General features: G+C 35.5%; 22 protein-coding genes. All 22 read right to left on the reverse strand.

Annotated features, from left to right (window positions below):
• Positions 1–29: 29 nt before the first annotated feature.
• Positions 30–398 carry a holo-ACP synthase gene (gene acpS, locus CLOST_RS10640; protein WP_013362325.1) on the reverse strand — a complete coding sequence of 123 codons (369 nt, stop codon included), beginning with the start codon at positions 396–398 and terminating at the stop codon, positions 30–32.
• A gap of 7 nt (positions 399–405) precedes the next feature.
• On the reverse strand, positions 406–1,005 hold the full coding sequence (locus CLOST_RS10645) for a coiled-coil domain-containing protein (protein ID WP_013362326.1): 600 nt from the start codon (positions 1,003–1,005) through the stop codon (positions 406–408).
• An 84-nt stretch (positions 1,006–1,089) separates the two neighbouring features.
• Positions 1,090–1,491 carry an ATP synthase F1 subunit epsilon gene (gene atpC, locus CLOST_RS10650; protein ID WP_013362327.1) on the reverse strand — a complete coding sequence of 134 codons (402 nt, stop codon included), beginning with the start codon at positions 1,489–1,491 and terminating at the stop codon, positions 1,090–1,092.
• 3 nt (positions 1,492–1,494) lie between these two features.
• Positions 1,495–2,892, reverse strand: coding sequence for a F0F1 ATP synthase subunit beta (gene atpD, locus CLOST_RS10655; RefSeq protein ID WP_013362328.1), 1,398 nt, complete (start codon positions 2,890–2,892; stop codon positions 1,495–1,497).
• 19 nt (positions 2,893–2,911) lie between these two features.
• On the reverse strand, positions 2,912–3,766 hold the full coding sequence (gene atpG, locus CLOST_RS10660; RefSeq protein ID WP_013362329.1) for an ATP synthase F1 subunit gamma: 855 nt from the start codon (positions 3,764–3,766) through the stop codon (positions 2,912–2,914).
• 26 nt (positions 3,767–3,792) lie between these two features.
• On the reverse strand, positions 3,793–5,307 hold the full coding sequence (gene atpA / locus CLOST_RS10665; RefSeq protein WP_013362330.1) for a F0F1 ATP synthase subunit alpha: 1,515 nt from the start codon (positions 5,305–5,307) through the stop codon (positions 3,793–3,795).
• Between the two features lie 15 nt (positions 5,308–5,322).
• Complete coding sequence (locus tag CLOST_RS10670; protein ID WP_013362331.1) at positions 5,323–5,865, reverse strand: F0F1 ATP synthase subunit delta; 543 nt, start codon at positions 5,863–5,865, stop codon at positions 5,323–5,325.
• A complete protein-coding gene (gene atpF, locus CLOST_RS10675; protein WP_013362332.1) occupies positions 5,853–6,362 on the reverse strand; it encodes a F0F1 ATP synthase subunit B in 510 nt (169 codons plus the stop codon). Before atpF ends, CLOST_RS10670 begins: the two co-directional genes overlap by 13 nt.
• Before the next feature lie 43 nt (positions 6,363–6,405).
• Entirely contained in the window at positions 6,406–6,660 is a 255-nt protein-coding gene (atpE, locus tag CLOST_RS10680; protein ID WP_013362333.1) for an ATP synthase F0 subunit C, read from the reverse strand.
• 90 nt (positions 6,661–6,750) lie between these two features.
• Positions 6,751–7,464, reverse strand: coding sequence for a F0F1 ATP synthase subunit A (gene atpB, locus CLOST_RS10685; RefSeq protein ID WP_013362334.1), 714 nt, complete (start codon positions 7,462–7,464; stop codon positions 6,751–6,753).
• Positions 7,465–7,536: 72 nt separating this feature from the next.
• Positions 7,537–7,905, reverse strand: coding sequence for an ATP synthase subunit I (locus tag CLOST_RS10690; RefSeq protein ID WP_013362335.1), 369 nt, complete (start codon positions 7,903–7,905; stop codon positions 7,537–7,539).
• A gap of 3 nt (positions 7,906–7,908) precedes the next feature.
• Positions 7,909–8,181, reverse strand: coding sequence for an AtpZ/AtpI family protein (locus CLOST_RS10695; RefSeq protein ID WP_013362336.1), 273 nt, complete (start codon positions 8,179–8,181; stop codon positions 7,909–7,911).
• A gap of 87 nt (positions 8,182–8,268) precedes the next feature.
• A complete protein-coding gene (gene wecB, locus CLOST_RS10700; protein ID WP_013362337.1) occupies positions 8,269–9,414 on the reverse strand; it encodes a non-hydrolyzing UDP-N-acetylglucosamine 2-epimerase in 1,146 nt (381 codons plus the stop codon).
• Positions 9,411–10,448 carry a glycosyltransferase family 4 protein gene (locus tag CLOST_RS10705; protein ID WP_013362338.1) on the reverse strand — a complete coding sequence of 346 codons (1,038 nt, stop codon included), beginning with the start codon at positions 10,446–10,448 and terminating at the stop codon, positions 9,411–9,413. The genes wecB and CLOST_RS10705 overlap by 4 nt, the downstream gene beginning before the upstream one ends.
• 11 nt (positions 10,449–10,459) lie before the next feature.
• The gene (locus tag CLOST_RS10710) at positions 10,460–10,948 is read right to left on the reverse strand and encodes a deoxycytidylate deaminase (protein WP_013362339.1); all 489 of its coding nucleotides are present in this window, start codon (positions 10,946–10,948) and stop codon (positions 10,460–10,462) included.
• Positions 10,949–11,084: 136 nt separating this feature from the next.
• Entirely contained in the window at positions 11,085–11,714 is a 630-nt protein-coding gene (upp, locus tag CLOST_RS10715) for a uracil phosphoribosyltransferase (protein WP_013362340.1), read from the reverse strand.
• Positions 11,702–12,157, reverse strand: a complete 456-nt coding sequence (gene rpiB, locus CLOST_RS10720) for a ribose 5-phosphate isomerase B (RefSeq protein ID WP_013362341.1) — start codon at positions 12,155–12,157, stop codon at positions 11,702–11,704. Before rpiB ends, upp begins: the two co-directional genes overlap by 13 nt.
• 2 nt (positions 12,158–12,159) lie before the next feature.
• Positions 12,160–12,636 (reverse strand): low molecular weight protein arginine phosphatase, encoded by a 477-nt coding sequence (locus CLOST_RS10725; protein ID WP_013362342.1) that lies wholly within the window; start codon positions 12,634–12,636, stop codon positions 12,160–12,162.
• 9 nt (positions 12,637–12,645) lie between these two features.
• On the reverse strand, positions 12,646–13,689 hold the full coding sequence (locus CLOST_RS10730) for an L-threonylcarbamoyladenylate synthase (protein WP_013362343.1): 1,044 nt from the start codon (positions 13,687–13,689) through the stop codon (positions 12,646–12,648).
• A 102-nt stretch (positions 13,690–13,791) separates the two neighbouring features.
• Positions 13,792–14,862 (reverse strand): peptide chain release factor 1, encoded by a 1,071-nt coding sequence (gene prfA, locus CLOST_RS10735; protein WP_013362344.1) that lies wholly within the window; start codon positions 14,860–14,862, stop codon positions 13,792–13,794.
• A 45-nt stretch (positions 14,863–14,907) separates the two neighbouring features.
• Positions 14,908–15,759: a peptide chain release factor N(5)-glutamine methyltransferase gene (prmC, locus tag CLOST_RS10740; RefSeq protein WP_013362345.1), complete on the reverse strand. Its 852-nt coding sequence runs from the start codon at positions 15,757–15,759 to the stop codon at positions 14,908–14,910.
• 20 nt (positions 15,760–15,779) lie between these two features.
• The gene (locus CLOST_RS10745) at positions 15,780–16,700 is read right to left on the reverse strand and encodes a DUF1385 domain-containing protein (RefSeq protein ID WP_013362346.1); all 921 of its coding nucleotides are present in this window, start codon (positions 16,698–16,700) and stop codon (positions 15,780–15,782) included.
• Positions 16,701–16,745 lie beyond the last annotated feature (45 nt).

The following is a 16,745-nucleotide window of genomic DNA, read 5'->3' on the forward strand; positions in this document are numbered from 1 at the left end:
TTTTTCCAATATTTCAAATTCTTTATATCCTAATCAATAATAGCAACTGCATGAGCATAATGCTTGCTATGGGATATGCTTATATTTATATTAAACCCTCCAAGTTCGGCTAGAGCGACTTTAGCTTTATTATGAAGCAGGACATATGGCTTTCCTCCTGAAGCTCTTAGTATTTCTATATCTGTAAACGCAAAGCTTACAAATCCAGTTCCTAGAGCTTTAGAAACAGCTTCTTTCGCGCAGAACATACCTGCTAAGGTTTCAATTTTCTGGCCTTTTGCCTGATAATAATCAAGCTCGCTTTTTGTATATATCTTAGTTAAGAATCTAGAATTTTTTTCAATAGCTGACTTTATTCTATCTATTTCCAAGATATCATTTCCAATACCCTTTATCATGCTTCACCTACTTGCTTAAAAATTCCTCATCGAGCTTTTCAGTATCTTTCGCTCCTACCATAGCATGTAAAAACCCATAAATAGAATTGACACGCTTTTCCAATTTATCTCTTTTTTCTCTATCTACTTTTAGTTTTTGTCTTAGTACTTCTATCTCTTCCAAAACCTTTTTAAGCTCTGCTTCGTCTTTTTTCATATATTCATAAGCATAATCTATGGTTTCTTTCAAAAGCTCTAGATTTTTTTCTTCCTTTTCCATTATTATATCTTGAATTTCATCTTCTCTATTTTTGATTTCTTCTCTTACTTCTTCCATTCTTAAGCGTTGCTCTTCAAGCCTTTTCTCCATGCTAAGATTGTTCTGAGAATTAAGTTCATTAGAAATATAAAGCACATTTGCTGTAATTCTAGATTTTTCTTTATGAAGAGTATTTACTTCTAGTATATGCTTTTTCTCTACTTCAATAAGCGACTTTATTTCATTGCTTATATCTTTCATTTTGTTACTTTGCCCATATTTAATCATAGATTGATATGGAGCATAGTTAAGTAAGAGAGGCACTCTTTTTTTTGATAATATATCTTGAAAAATATCTTGAGTTTTCATATATTTTTATCTCCTATAGCTCAAAGGTTATTAATAACTATTCTAAATTACATTATAACACAATAAGAAAAGACTAGGCAAAGCCTAGTCTTTTTGAGCTGTTCTAATTCTATTAAGAGCCTTTTTAAGTCTAACTTCAGCCATATCCATTTCTCTTTCAGATAGCTTTCTGTTAATTATGCTTTCAGCCAATTCCTTAGCTTTCTTAGCTCTTTCAACATCTATCTCAATGGGCCACTCAGCTGCTTCTGTTAGAATAGTAGTTTTTTCTTTGTCTACTTGGATAAAGCCTCCAGCTATTGTAGCTTCTTTGAAAACTCCATCTTTTTTTATTTTTATAATTCCGATGTCAAGTGATGCAACATAGTCTGTGTGCCCTTTAAGTATACCAACATCACCCTCAGTTGTTCTAACTACAAGCATATCGACTTCTTCGTTATAAAAAAGTTTATCAGGCGTTACTATCTGAAGGTTAAAAGTAGCCATAGTCTACTCTCCCTTCTTCGCTTTTTCCACAACTTCATCTATTGTTCCAACAAATAAAAAGGCAGATTCTGGTAAGTCATCATACTTACCTTCAATTATTTCTCTAAACCCTCTTATTGTCTCTTTTAGTGGTACATACTTACCTTCCATTCCTGTGAACTGCTCTGCAACAGAAAACGGCTGAGAAAGGAATCTTTGAATTTTTCTTGCTCTTGATACTGTTAGTTTATCTTCATCAGAAAGTTCATCCATACCAAGAATCGCAATTATATCTTGAAGTTCTTTATATCTTTGAAGTATAGACTGAACATCTCTGGCAACATCATAATGCTCTTTACCAACTATATCAGCTGAAAGTATTCTAGATGTAGAATCTAGTGGATCAACCGCTGGATAAATACCCAGTGATGCAATATTTCTTGAAAGAACTGTAGTTGCATCTAGATGGGCAAATGTAGTTGCTGGAGCTGGGTCAGTAAGGTCGTCTGCTGGAACGTATACAGCCTGTACAGAAGTGATTGAGCCTTTTTTAGTAGAGGTAATTCTCTCCTGAAGGGCACCCATCTCTGTAGCTAGCGTTGGCTGATATCCAACCGCAGAAGGCATACGTCCAAGAAGTGCTGAAACCTCTGAACCCGCTTGAGTAAATCTGAATATATTGTCAATAAATAGAAGAACGTCCTGACCCTCTTGATCTCTGAAGTATTCAGCCATAGTAAGTCCAGATAGGCCAACACGCATACGTGCTCCAGGAGGCTCATTCATCTGACCATATACTAGAACTGTTTTGTCAATAACTCCTGACTCCTTCATTTCTTCGTAAAGGTCATTTCCTTCTCTTGTTCTCTCGCCAACACCAGTAAATACCGAAATACCACCGTGCTCTTTTGCTATGTTATTGATAAGCTCCATTATAAGTACAGTTTTACCAACTCCTGCACCACCAAACAGTCCTATCTTTCCACCCTTTGCGTATGGTGCAATAAGGTCAACTACTTTTATTCCTGTCTCTAGTATTTCTGTAGAAGTCTCTTGGTCTTCATATGCAGGAGCCTCTCTATGAATAGGAAGGCGATTGCCTGTTCCTACATATTCCATATTATCAACAGGCTCTCCCAGAAGGTTAAAGATTCTTCCTAAAGTATCTCTTCCAACAGGTACCGTAATAGATTCACCTGTGTCTACAGCTTTTATCCCTCTAACTAGCCCATCTGTAGAGCTCATAGCAATGCATCTTACTGTATCGTTTCCTACGTGCTGAGATACTTCAACTACAATCTTTCTTCCGTCATGCTCAATTTCTACAGCATTTAGAAGATTTGGAAGTTCTTCAGTAGGAAACTTAATATCTAACACCGGTCCAATTATTTGAACCACTGTGCCTATTTTTCTTTCTGGCATTATTCTACCTCCTATCTTCTTACTTCAGTGCTTCTGCTCCTGCAACAATCTCTGATATTTCTTGAGTTATAGTTGCTTGTCTAGCTCTATTATACTTAAGCTGAAGCGACCCTATCATATCTTCTGCATTGTCTGTAGCTGATTCCATTGCTGTTCTTCTAGCTCCTTGCTCAGATGCAAATGATTCAACGATTGCTCCAAATATTATTCCATCTATATACTTAGGTACTAAATAATCAAATACACCTTCTGGCGATGGCTCATATACAGTTAAACTAGATTTAGCTGTAGCTCCTTCATCATCAAACTTAAGAGGCAGCAATTTAATTATCTGCGGTTCTTGAGTAAGTGTAGATACGAATTTAGTAAATACTATATACAGCTCATCTATTTCACCTGATTTATAAAGCGCAATAGCTTCTTCTGAAATTTGATGAATTTCTGCTACTTCTATAGATTCTGCTCCAGAAGAGAACTTTCCATGAAGTGGATATCCTCTTTTGTTGAAGAAGTCCATTGATTTTTTTCCCACTGCTATAACTGGATATTTTTGATTATCCATGTGATTTACAGCCATCTTTAGAACATTCGAGTTATATCCTCCTGCTAGTCCTCTATCTCCAGCAACAACGATATATCCTTTTTTACCCGTATCTCTATCCACTGTAAATTGAGATTTCAGTCCCTTTGTGCTACGAGAAATTTTTCTCATAGTATCATAAAGTGTATTGAAATAAGGTCTGGAATTTTCAACCTTTTCTTTGGCTTTTCTAAGCTTTGAAGATGCCACAAGCTCCATTGCTTTAGTGATTTGCATCGTGCTCTCAACGCTTTTGATACGCCTTTTGATGTCCTTCATTCCAACTCCTGCCATGCTCCATTCACCTCCTCATTTAGAGGCTACTTACTGTTTTTGAACTTAGTCTTGAATTCTTCAATAGCAGCCTTTAGTTTTTCTTCTGTTTCATCTGAGATATTCTTGCTAGTAGCTATATCCTTTCCAACTTCTGGATAAGCTTCTTTCATATAATTAAAGAATTCAGTTTCAAATTCACTGATGTCTTCAACTTCAATATCTTTAAGATAGTTATTGTTTACAGCATATATAATCATAATTTGATTTTCAACATCTATAGGAGATGATTCTGGTTGCTTTAGAACCTCAACGATTCTTTCTCCCTTTTCTAGACGTTCTCTAGTATCCTTGTCTAAGTCTGAGCCAAACTGAGCAAATGATTGAAGCTCTCTATACTGTGCATAAGCAAGCTTTACAGTACCAGCAACTTTTTTCATAGCTTTAATTTGAGCGTTACCTCCAACCCTTGAAACTGAGATACCAGGGTTTACTGCAGGTCTTACTCCTGAGAAGAATAGCTCTGACTCTAGGAATATCTGTCCGTCAGTTATAGAAATAACGTTAGTAGGAATGTATGCAGAAACGTCTCCTGCTTGAGTTTCTATTATAGGAAGCGCAGTAAGTGAACCTGCTCCTTTTTCATCGCTTAGCTTTGCAGCTCTTTCAAGTAATCTTGAATGCAAATAAAATACGTCTCCAGGATATGCCTCACGTCCCGGCGGTCTTCTAAGTAGAAGTGACATCGCACGATAAGCAACGGCATGCTTAGATAAATCATCGTATACGCAAAGAACGTGCTTTCCTTCATGCATAAAGTGTTCACCCATAGAGCATCCTGCATATGGCGATATATATTGAAGAGGTGCTAGCTCTGATGCTGTAGCCGCTACTACAATAGTATAATCCATAGCTCCTGCTTTTTCTAAAGTATCAACTATTTGAGCAACCGTTGAACGCTTTTGTCCGATAGCAACATAAATACATATAACATCCTTGCCTTTTTGGTTGATTATAGTATCGATAGCAATTGTAGTTTTACCTGTTTGTCTATCGCCTATAATAAGCTCTCTTTGTCCTCTTCCTATAGGAATCATAGAGTCAATTGACTTTATTCCAGTTTGTAGAGGCTCATGAACTGATTTTCTTTCAATGATTCCTGGCGCTTGAGTTTCAATAGGTCTAAATGTATCTGTATTTATTGGTCCTTTACCATCTATAGGTTGTCCAAGTGCGTTAAGTACTCTTCCAAGTAACTGGTTTCCTACTGGAACCTCCACAATACGTCCTGTTCTTTTAACAGTATCCCCTTCCTTGATGTTTTCATCTGAACCAAGCATTACGGCTCCGACAAAATCTTCCTCAAGGTTAAGGGCCATGGCATAGACATCTCCTTCAAACTGAAGCAGCTCACCTGCCATACATTTTTCTAGTCCGTGAATTCTAGCTATTCCGTCACCAACCTGAATAACTGTTCCAACATCCTGAAGATCTATTTTATTTTCATATCTTTTAATTTGTTGTTTTATAATGCTGCTTATTTCTTCTGGTCTAAGTTCCATGGTCTCACCACCCTTCTATGCAATTATTGCTGAAATATCTTGTTTTAGTCCTTCTAGACGGCTTTTTACACTGCCATCTATTTGTTCATTACCAATTTTAATTAAAATTCCACCTATAAGGCCAGAATCTACTAAGTGATTTAAAACGATTTCGCTACCAGTAATAGCTTGTAATTTTTCTATAAGTGCGGCTTTTAATTCTTCACTCAGAGGAGCTGCAGTTATTGCTGTTACCTCTTTTATGTTTCTAGCAGCATTTAGTAAATTTTTAAATTCATCAGCTATTTGAGGGAAAGCAGCTACTCTACTTTTATCTACTAGAATTTTCAGGAAATTAAATGTAGAAGTAGATAATTGATTAGCAAATACATTTTCTATCAAAGATTTTTTTTCTTCTTTAGATATCATAGGCGCTTTTAGTACCTTCATAAAATCAGCATTTTCAGTAAGCACTTTATCTATGAACTTAAGTTCTTCTAAAAAGTCATCTTCTTTTTGAAGCTCTTTTGCTACTTCATAAAAAGCTCCTGCATATCTTTGCTGTACTAGTTCTGCCATGATGTATCACCTACATTATCAATAAAATCTTTAATAAGGCGGTCATGATCAGAAGAATTGATATCCTTTTGAATAACCTTGCTCGCTATCATCATAGCAATCTCAGAAATATCATCCTTGATTTCATTCATTGCCTTTTGCTTTTCTCTTTCAATCTCGCTGTTGGCTTTAACAGTAATTCTTTCAGCTTCTTTCTTAGCTTCAGCTACTATCTCTTCAAAGCGATCTTCTCCTCTTTTTGAAGCTTCCTTAACAATTTCAGCTGCTTCAGATTTTGCCATAGCTATTTTGTCAGCATACTGTTTTTCAAGTAGTTCTGCCTTAGCTTTCGCTTCATCTGCCTCATTAAAGGCTTTTGCAACTTCATTCTGTCTATTTTCCATAAAGGTCTTAACAGGTTTGAAAAGGAGTTTTTTAAGAACTAGAAACAAGATAATGGTGTTAGCCCATGTAATTAATACTTCAAATACCCCAAGGCTTATAAAGTTTTGAAACATTTTCCTCCTCCTTCCTTATTTCTTGCTATTTCCAAGCTAATAACTATAATAAGTTGATTAGTGGGTTAGCAAATAAAAGAAGAAGCGCGATAACTAGACCATAGATACCTGTTGACTCAGCAACCGCTGCTCCAAGTAACATAGTTCTAACGATATCAGATTGTGCTTCTGGCTGTCTTCCAACTGCCTCTGCACCTTTACCAGCTGCAAATCCCTGACCGATACCAGGGCCTATACCTGCGATCATTGCAAGTCCTGCTCCAATTGCTGATGCTGCTAATATTATTGCTCTTTCCATTTAATATTCCTCCTTTAAATTGTACATTTGTACTTTAAATTAATTATAATTTCTAAAAAATAAGTTTTGTCTTATTTTTAACAAAAGTTGTTAATCCATGGCCATCGCCACAAAAACCATTGTAAGCATACAGAATATAAATGCTTGAAGTACACTTGTGAACAAATCAAAATATATTGATAGTACTGCAGGTATTCCGATTTGAAGCAGTGGAATAGCATCAATAAATGGCAAGAAACCAAATATCGCACCACTAAGCCATGCTAGAAAATTGTATAGTAGCATTGTTATTACCATACCACCTGCAATGTTTCCAAAATGACGGAAACTAAGAGAAATAGGATTTGATATTTCTGAAATAAGGTTTAGCGGTAACAGCATAGGTAGAGGATCTAAAAAGCCTTTTAAGTATCCTTTAAGCCCTTTTTTCCTAACACCATTAGCTTGTACTAGAAAAAATGTTATAAGTGCCCATCCTAGTGTTGTGTTTAAGTCTGCAGTAGGTGGTCTTAATCCAACTAAGCTGCTAAGACTTGAAAAAAGTGAAAAAGCAAATAAAGTACCGATATAAGGTGCAAATTCAAGTTTATCTTTACCCATAGTCTGCTCAACTAAGCCATACACTGCACCTACATATCCTTCTGCTATAAGCTGAGGTTTGCTAGGAATTTTTTCTAACTTCCTAGCTCCAAGATAAGCCAAGAGAATAATTGTTCCCATCACGAGCCAACTCGATACCATGGTTTGATTAATTGGAAGTCCACCAAATATAGGTATTTCAAAAAATATTTTAGGACCGTTCACTTAATTCCCTCCTTTCCTTAAGTTTGATAATTCTTTTTAAAAAAGTTGTCAGTAAAATTCTGACATTTCCCATTAGCTCTTGCGTTTTATTGCAGAGCCTATGATTATTACCTTAGGAAAAAACATTGGTATAATTACACCTAAAGCATTTATATAGTCAACTTTAATCGCTGCTAGTATAATAACAGCGCTCAAAGCAAACCTACCAAAATAACTTATCCCAGCAAACATTTGAGCTCTACCAGGAGACATTGTAACGGCCCTGTTTATGCTAACAGCTAAAAGTCTAAAATTTAGCAGAGCGTAAATAGAACCAATTAATATTCCTTGAAGCATTGCTAAATCAAGTTTCCTAAGGATAAATAATACCGCTATTAGCAGTATATCTAAAAATACTATCCCTTTAAAAAGTTTTATGGTTTCTTTTAAAGTAGCATCCACGTTTTATAAATCTCCATCCTTATCTTTTGTCTTGCTGTCTTTATTTTCATTAGTTTTACTAGAAAATCTAGTAAGTCTGAATAAATTAGCAAATGCACTTGTAACTCCTAGTATTATAAATAAGAACAGTACCCAGGTTCCCATATTAAATTTTTTCATTAAGAAATTCGCTATCCAAACACATCCAATAATAGGAACTATCATAGAAAATCCAATTTGACTCAGTAGAGCCAGATTGCTCAAGGATTTATAAAAATTTTTATCTTCTTTAGGCATAGCCTTACTCCTTTAAGGGTACATATGTAATTATACTATCATATTTTCGAATTTGAAACCGATATAAATTTAACTATCCATAAAATTTTATTTGAATTCATCTACTTCTTTATTACTAATGCCAAATTTAAATAAAATATGGTCAGCAATCCTACTAGATGCTTTTCCATCTCCATATGGATTAACAGCATTTGCAATAGATTCATAGTATGATGAATCTTGAACGAGTCTCATTCCCACTCTGTAAATTTTGTCTGGGTCAACTCCTACAACTTTTACAGTTCCTGCTTCAACAGCTTCTGGCCTTTCAGTCTCTGTCCTTAGTACCATAACAGGCTTACCAAGTGCAGGGCCTTCTTCTTGAATGCCTCCTGAATCAGTCATTATCATATATACCTTGCTCATCAAGTTTGCAAATGGCTCATAATCTAGTGGTTCAATTAAACTAATTCTATCGTTATTTCCCATAAACTCGTGTGCACTATCTCTTACTATAGGATTCATATGCATAGGGAATATCAAATGAACATCAGGGTTATCTAAAACAAGTTCATTACATGCTTTAAATATATTGTTCATTGGCTCGCCCCAGTTTTCTCTTCTATGGCAAGTAAGTAAAATTACTTTTTTCTCATTAAAATCTATTGTATTAAGCATTTCATTTTCGAATTTGTAGTTATCATTTACTACACTTAAAAGCGCATCGATAACAGTGTTTCCAGTTACTAATATGTCTCTTCTGGATACATTTTCTTTAACTAAATTCTCTCTGTTGGCTATAGTTGGAGCAAAATGATAGCTTGCTAGCCTTCCCGTAAGCCTTCTATTCATCTCTTCAGGGTAAGGAGAATAAATGTTATCACTTCTAAGCCCCGCTTCTACATGTCCCACTGGTATTTTTTCATAAAATGCAGCTAGGCTAGCGGCAAAGGTAGTAGTCGTATCCCCATGCACAAGTACTATTTCAGGCTTATAGCTTTTAAATACTTCCTGACAGCCATACATTACTCTACTTGTTATATCTGTGATAGTCTGGCCATGCTGCATTATATTAAGGTCAAAATCTGGAGTGATATCAAAAATATCCAAAACACTGTCTAGCATTTGTCTATGCTGGGCAGTCACTAATACCTTGCACTCGATTTCTTCTCTTTTTTGAAGTTCTTTAACTAGTGGTGCCATTTTAATAGCTTCTGGTCTAGTCCCAAATACTGTCAATACTTTTACTTTCATTTAACTTCCTCCTGTATGTGAGTAAGTATTTTAAGTCTAAATACACCGTAAATTATAAGCAATAAATCTAAGGTCAGCACTACCATTGCTGATTTCATACTAGCTTCAGCTATAAAAATAGCACTTGCTCCTAAAATACAGCTCATTAGATATAAGGCTATAACTGTTTGCTTTTGAGATAATCCTCTGCTAAGCAGTCTATGGTGAAGATGCCCTTTATCCGCTTCCATAATAGGTCTTCCTGCATTTGCTCTTCTTATTATAGCAAAAGTAGTGTCAAAGATTGGTATTCCAAGTGCCAAAATAGGTACTACAACTGCCAAGGTTGCAGCTGACTTAATTGCAGCTTCTATTGAAATAACAGATAAGGCAAAGCCTAGAAATAGCGAGCCTGTATCACCCATAAATATTTTTGCAGGGTTGAAATTAAATGGTAAAAAGCCTATTGCTCCTCCCGCAAGTGCAACAAGAAGAATAGTAGATGTTATGTCGTTTGACATATATGCAATAAAAGAAAGAGTTATGGCTGATATAGCTGAGATTCCAGCTGCAAGTCCATCTAGCCCATCTATTAAATTAACTGTATTTGTAATTCCAACTATCCAAAACACAGTAAGTGGCAGAGCTAAAATTCCTAAATAAAGCATTCCTGTTTCTTTATCAAAGGGATTTGTCAGAAATTCTATTCGAACTCCAAAGACAAATACAATAAGTGCACAGGTTATTTGAATTAAAAGCTTAGTCTTCGCTCCTAATCCTCTTGTATCATCTAGTATTCCCATGATAATCATAATTACTGATGCTAGCAGAAAACCCATCATCTCTCTGCTAGGTGGAATGAGCAAAGTAGATACTATGAAAAATCCCCCAAAGATTGCAATTCCACCAAGTCTTGGTATGGGCTTGCTATGAACTCTTCTGTCATCCTTTGGTACATCTATAGCTCCTATCCTATGCGCTAGCTTAATCACATAGGGAGTTAAAACATATGAAAACAACATTGCTCCTAAAAAAGCAATAATGATTTTCGGCACAAAAGCACCTCCTAATATCCTAAAACACCCGAAAGAGAATCATCTTCATCAATCCAGGTCTGTACCGGGATGACTCTATAGGTTTCTAAAGTCTCCCTTATTATAACTTCTTTTATTCCTGCATTAATTATAACACGTTTGCACATACTACACGAATCTGCATTTTCTACAAGCTCTCCTGTAGCCATATCTTTTCCAACAAGATATAAGGTCGCTCCTATCATATCTCGTCTTTCTGCTGATATTATGGCATTCATTTCAGAATGAACAGATCTGCAAGTTTCATACATCTGTCCTCTTGGAATATTCATAGCTTCTCTATAACAGTATCCAAGGTCTATACAATTTTTTCTGCCTCTTGGTGCTCCCGTATATCCTGTAGAAATTATTTCGTCATTTTTCACTATAATGCTTCCATAATTTCTTCTTCTGCAAGTTCCTCTATTTAAAACTGTCTGAGCTATATCTAAATAATAATTAATTTTATCGCGTCTATCCAAATATCAACAACTCCAATCTGTTATTATTAAGCATAGATATCTGTTGTTATTATTATAACAGAAAAAACAATACAAAATATAGACTTGCAAAAAAATAATTAAATATAATTTACATTATGATTAAATATATTTAGTGTTACTTTGTCCCGAAAATTCTATCTCCTGCATCACCAAGTCCAGGCACTATGTACCCATGGTCGTTTAATTTTTCATCTAGTGCAGCTAAATAAACATCTACATCAGGATGAGCTTCTTGAACCATCTTTACTCCCTCAGGGCATCCAACTAGGCATACTAGTCTTATATTTTTAGCTCCTCTATCTTTAAGTAGCTGTATAGCAGCTTCAGCTGATCCACCAGTAGCAAGCATAGGGTCAACAACTAAAAATTCTCTTTCTTCAACGTCTTGTGGTAGCTTGCAAAAATACTCAACTGGTTTTAGAGTCTCTGGGTCTCTATATAGACCTATATGTCCAACCTTTGCTGCTGGAATAAGCTCTAGAATTCCATCTACCATACCAAGACCTGCACGAAGTATAGGAACTACTGCAAGCTTCTTTCCTGCAAGTACTTTAGCTCTTGTTTTAGTAACTGGTGTTTCTATTTCAATTTCCTCTAAAGGTAGGTCTCTAGTAATTTCATATACCATTAGCATACCTATTTCTTTAACTAGAGCTCTAAACTCTCTTGAACCTGTGTTTTTATCTCTTAGTATACTCAGCTTATGCTGAATCATTGGATGGTCTACTACTACTAATTTTGACATGTGAATCCTCCCTCAATATCCATAATTTTATCTACTCTTCTTTGGTGACGATCTCCTTCAAACTCTGTATTCAAAAATGCATCCACTATCTCAAGTGCAAGTCCAGCTCCTAAAACTCTTTCACCAAGAGCTATCATCTGGCAGTTGTTATGTGCTCTACTCATCTTTGCTGAAAAAGTATCTGAAACATTAGCACATCTTATGCCTTTGACTTTATTGGCAGCAAGGCTTATACCTATACCAGTTCCGCAGCACACTATACCCTTTTCTACTTCGTTATCAATGACAGACTGAGCTACCTTTTTCCCATAGTCAGGATAATCCACAGAATCTGATGAATTTGTTCCATAATCTACAACTTCATATCCATTTTTCTCTAGATGCTCTTTTATAAGCTGCTTTAACTTATAGCCACCATGATCAGCGCCTAATCCAATCTTCATTTTTATAAGCCTCCTATTTTTTTCTTTTTTAGCTCGATGATTTTATCTGCTATTTTTTCAATGCTATCCAGTATTTCATCTCTCACATCTACATAGTCATAGTAAGAGCCTCCATATGGATCTCTCACATCTACTTCTCCATAGCCTGCAAATTCCTTTAGCATCAATATCTGAGTGTCAGTCGTATTTACAATCAGAAAATCCTTATGAGATTTTCCCATTGTAATTAGTATATCTGCTTTGATATTTTCAGGATTAACCCTCTGACTTCTATGAGAGCTGATATCTATTTTTAGTTCCTTCATGACCTCAATAGAATTATAAGATGCGCTGTCTCCATTCATAGCCATAATTCCAAGAGAATATATCCTATACTCAGAAAGATTTTCTCCTTTTTTTTCAAGGACATATTTTAATATAGCTTCAGCCATAGGACTTCTGCAGGTATTACCTGTACATACAAAGGCTACTTTCAGCATAGCTTCCTCCTACAAAATCATATTTCCAGCCGCTTTTATAAGTCTATTCATTACAGCCTCACTTATCTCATCTGAATTTAACGCTTCAAAGTAAACAACTTCTATATTTTGTTCATCCATTAATCTAAGTATCTTGAATAAATTTTTAGCTGCCTCTTGGCTGCTTTTTCCCCAAGAAATGCCATAACCATCATATAAGCTCACTCTGTCTTCAAGGCAAACCACTTTTACCTTGTCACCTATATTTTTATCAAGGCTCAGCTTTTGGTTTATCTTTTGCTTCATTTCATCCAAGCTTCCTGTAACCACAATTACTGTAGCGTTAGGGCTGTAATGCTTGTATTTCATGCCCGGAGATTTAGGGGCCGCATTTTCATCCTTTAAAGATGGATCTAGCTCTATTTCCTTATTGAGAATTTTTTCTATCTCAGTTTTTCCTATTTTTCCAGGTCTTAGTATTACTGGAGTACTAGCTGTCATATCTACTACTGTTGATTCCAATCCAATTTCGCTATCCTCTGAAATGATTATAGCATCCACTCTTTCACAAAGCTCTTCTACTAAATATTTCGAAGAGGTTATAGATGGTCTTCCAGAAATATTGGCAGATGGAGCAGCAATAGGTACACCTGCTAAATCAATTAGCTTTCTCGCTATTGGATTTGATGGCATTCTAATTGCAACAGTCATTAACCCTCCTGTTGTCTCGATCGGAACACTATCTGATTTATCTAAGATTAGCGTAAGTGGTCCTGGCCAAAAATCTTCCATTAGAAGCTTTGAATCTTGGCTGATATTTCCCGCAAGAAAATCCACATCTTCTTTTTTAGAAATGTGTACTATCAGTGGGTTATCAGATGGTCTGCCTTTTGCTTCATAGATTTTCTTTGCTGCTTCAGGGTCCAGTGCATTAGCTCCTAGTCCATATACAGTTTCAGTAGGAAATACTACTGTTTTTCCAGCTTTAAGCAGATTTGCTACCTTATGTAACTGCTCATCTAAAAATTCTTTGTCTTTATCTGTATCTATTAGCAAGCATCTCTTTGCTTTCATTATATCTCGCCTCACACTCAGTGGTGAATCTAGTAACAGTTTATAGCAAAAAAGGTCAGTAACTGACCTTCTTATGGCTACAAATTTTTAATATCCCTATTATTACTCTGCCATTTGCATTTTTTCAGTTTGGTCAGTAGTTATAAGAGCGTCCACCATTTCATCTAAATCTCCATTTAAGAAAGCATCTAGCTTGTATAATGTAACTCCTATTCTATGGTCTGTTATTCTACCTTGAGGATAGTTGTATGTACGTATCCTCTCAGAACGGTCTCCTGTCCCAACCTGGCTTTTTCTTTCTCTAGCTACTTCTTTTTGAGCTTTTTCTAGCTCTATATCGTACAATTTAGCTCTTAGTATTTTAAAAGCTTTTTCTTTGTTTTTTAGCTGTGATTTTTCATCCTGCATAGATATAACAATCCCTGTAGGAACGTGAGTAAGTCTTACTGCTGAGTCTGTAGTATTAACTGACTGTCCACCGTTTCCAGATGATCTAAACACATCAACCCTTACGTCGTTTAGGTTAAGCTCAACCTCTCCTACCTCTTCAACTTCAGGAAGTACGGCAACAGTTGCTGTAGACGTGTGAATTCTTCCAGCCGACTCAGTTTCTGGAACTCTTTGAACACGGTGTACGCCTGACTCAAATTTTAATCTTGAGTATGCTCCCTTACCGATAATCATAAACACAACTTCTTTATATCCGCCTACTCCTGTATCATTCGAAGACATAAGCTCAACCTTCCATCTTTTAGAAGATGCGTACATAGAGTACATTCTAAATAGTACCCCTGCAAATAAAGCGGCTTCATCTCCACCAGCACCTGCACGAATTTCAACTATAACGTTTTTATCGTCGTTAGGGTCCTTTGGCAGAAGAAGAACTCTAAGCTCTTCTGAAACAGCCTCAAGCGATTCCTCTAGCTCTGACAATTCCATCTTAGCTAATTCTCTCATTTCTTCGTCGTTTGAGCTTTCAAGAATTTCTTTCGCTCCCTCAAACTGAGACTTAACGGTTTTATACTCTCTGTATTTCATAACAACTGGTTCTATTTCTGCATGCTCTTTCATGAGCTTTTGCCATAAACTTTGGTTATTTATAACCTCAGGATCAGAAATCTTCTGGTTAAGCTCCTTATACTTTTCCTCAACAAACTCTATTTTATCAAACATCTTTACCACCCTTTATTTTTCTTCATATACAAACACTTTATTTTATCAGATAATCATACCAATTACAACCCTGTCAAACCCTGCCAAATCCTTTGCAATAGTTACGTTTTGATAGCCATTTTCCACAAATATTTTTTTAACTGCCTCTGCTTGATTATAGCCTATTTCAAAAGCGATAAAGCCTTCAGGGCTAATATAATGTTTGGACTGTTCTATTATATCTCTATAAAAATCAAGTCCATCTGCTCCACCATCTAAAGCTAGCTTTGGCTCATGCTGCTTTATATCCTCCTGCAAGCTATCTATTACTTTAGTTTCTATATATGGAGGATTTGATATTATAAAATCAAATTGATTCTCTTTATTAATTTTTTCAAATAAGTTTGAATTCAAAATGCAAAGTCTATCACTTACTTGATGCTTTGATGCATTGGCTTTTGTCAATTCTATGGCTTTATCATTTATATCTACTCCTATCATAATTAAGGTTTCAATTTCTTTGAGTAGTGTAATTGATATAATCCCACTGCCTACTCCTATTTCGAATCCTTTTAGGTTAGATTTATGCTTGTGGTTTTTAAGTTTTTTAAGAGTCTCTTCAATCAAAATTTCAGTATCTTGCCTAGGAATAAGGACTCCTTCACTTACATTGAAGTCCATACCCCAAAATTCTCTTTCTCCTAATATATACTGAAGAGGATAGGAGTTTTTTCTTTTTTCAATCATAGTCTTTATAATTTCTACCTTCGATTCATCTATATCTTCCTCTAGATTGAGCATGATATAAAGTCTATCTTTTTCAATTACTTTTGCTATCATCATTTGGATTTCAAGCGATGGGCTTTCAGTATTTTTAATCATGGATACACCATAATTAATTATATCTTTTATCTTCATAATTTATTTCTCCATTTAATCTATGTGAGACTTGGACTTACTACCTCAGTCTTATCAAGCGTAGCCTTTAGTGCTGCTATAGCAACCTCAATTTGCTTTTCATCCGGCTCTCTAGTTGTTATTTTTTGCATCAATAGTCCAGGAAGAATTAATACTCTTGTAAATGGATTCTGATATTTTCCAGCAATTTTTATTATCTCATAGGCTATTCCTGCAACTACTGGAAAAAATATCAATTTTAGAATGGATCTTGTAAGTACACTTTCGAATGTGAAAAACGAAAACACAAAAGTAGATACCATAAGCACTACAAAAATAAAATTCGTTCCGCATCTAGGATGAAGTCTTGGCATTTTCTTTACATTATCTACTGTAAGCTCCAGTCCTTTTTCATAAGCAAATATAGATTTATGCTCTGCTCCATGATATTGAAATACTCTTTTAATGTCATTCATAAGAGATATGATATATATATAGGCTACAAAAAAGCTTATTTTGATTAAGCCTTCTTTTAAGCTTGAAAACATTGTCGCATCTTCATTAGAGCCTTTTACCAAAAAAGCTGGCAAAACAATAAACAGGCCAATTGCTATTGCAAATGCAAATATTACTGAAATCATAGTTGCAGCTTTTTCTGCTTTATCCTTGAATAGCTTAACCATAATTTTTTCGAATAGATCAACTTCATCAGAATCATCCTCTGCGTAAAATGATGCCGCGTAGTTTATATCCTTTGTTCCTTCTACCATCGACTCTACAAGCACAAACATCCCTCTTAAAAATGGTATTTTTTTAAGTTTGGAATATTTTGAGGGCTTGATGTCCTCTGAAGTTACAAGTATCGAATCGTCTTGCTTCCTAATAGCTATAGATTTTGCCTTTTCACTTTTCATCATAACCCCTTCTATCAGGGCCTGGCCACCTACGTTTTGTTTGCTCATTCAGTTACTCCTTAGTATATTACTCATACTTAATTATTATACCCA

Source organism: Acetoanaerobium sticklandii, from assembly GCF_000196455.1.
Taxonomy (GTDB): Bacteria; Bacillota; Clostridia; order Peptostreptococcales; family Filifactoraceae; genus Acetoanaerobium; species Acetoanaerobium sticklandii.

What these genes read in the sequence shown, in the direction of transcription:
- acpS (WP_013362325.1), bottom strand. Translation starts at nt 398, where the DNA reads ATGATAAAGGGTATTGGAAATGATATCTTGGAAATAGATAGAATAAAG.
- CLOST_RS10645 (WP_013362326.1), bottom strand. Translation starts at nt 1,005, where the DNA reads ATGAAAACTCAAGATATTTTTCAAGATATATTATCAAAAAAAAGAGTG.
- atpC (WP_013362327.1), bottom strand. Translation starts at nt 1,491, where the DNA reads ATGGCTACTTTTAACCTTCAGATAGTAACGCCTGATAAACTTTTTTAT.
- atpD (WP_013362328.1), bottom strand. Translation starts at nt 2,892, where the DNA reads ATGCCAGAAAGAAAAATAGGCACAGTGGTTCAAATAATTGGACCGGTG.
- atpG (WP_013362329.1), bottom strand. Translation starts at nt 3,766, where the DNA reads ATGGCAGGAGTTGGAATGAAGGACATCAAAAGGCGTATCAAAAGCGTT.
- atpA (WP_013362330.1), bottom strand. Translation starts at nt 5,307, where the DNA reads ATGGAACTTAGACCAGAAGAAATAAGCAGCATTATAAAACAACAAATT.
- CLOST_RS10670 (WP_013362331.1), bottom strand. Translation starts at nt 5,865, where the DNA reads ATGGCAGAACTAGTACAGCAAAGATATGCAGGAGCTTTTTATGAAGTA.
- atpF (WP_013362332.1), bottom strand. Translation starts at nt 6,362, where the DNA reads ATGTTTCAAAACTTTATAAGCCTTGGGGTATTTGAAGTATTAATTACA.
- atpE (WP_013362333.1), bottom strand. Translation starts at nt 6,660, where the DNA reads ATGGAAAGAGCAATAATATTAGCAGCATCAGCAATTGGAGCAGGACTT.
- CLOST_RS10695 (WP_013362336.1), bottom strand. Translation starts at nt 8,181, where the DNA reads ATGCCTAAAGAAGATAAAAATTTTTATAAATCCTTGAGCAATCTGGCT.
- wecB (WP_013362337.1), bottom strand. Translation starts at nt 9,414, where the DNA reads ATGAAAGTAAAAGTATTGACAGTATTTGGGACTAGACCAGAAGCTATT.
- upp (WP_013362340.1), bottom strand. Translation starts at nt 11,714, where the DNA reads ATGTCAAAATTAGTAGTAGTAGACCATCCAATGATTCAGCATAAGCTG.
- rpiB (WP_013362341.1), bottom strand. Translation starts at nt 12,157, where the DNA reads ATGAAGATTGGATTAGGCGCTGATCATGGTGGCTATAAGTTAAAGCAG.
- CLOST_RS10725 (WP_013362342.1), bottom strand. Translation starts at nt 12,636, where the DNA reads ATGCTGAAAGTAGCCTTTGTATGTACAGGTAATACCTGCAGAAGTCCT.
- CLOST_RS10730 (WP_013362343.1), bottom strand. Translation starts at nt 13,689, where the DNA reads ATGAAAGCAAAGAGATGCTTGCTAATAGATACAGATAAAGACAAAGAA.
- prfA (WP_013362344.1), bottom strand. Translation starts at nt 14,862, where the DNA reads ATGTTTGATAAAATAGAGTTTGTTGAGGAAAAGTATAAGGAGCTTAAC.
- prmC (WP_013362345.1), bottom strand. Translation starts at nt 15,759, where the DNA reads ATGAAGATAAAAGATATAATTAATTATGGTGTATCCATGATTAAAAAT.
- CLOST_RS10745 (WP_013362346.1), bottom strand. Translation starts at nt 16,700, where the DNA reads ATGAGCAAACAAAACGTAGGTGGCCAGGCCCTGATAGAAGGGGTTATG.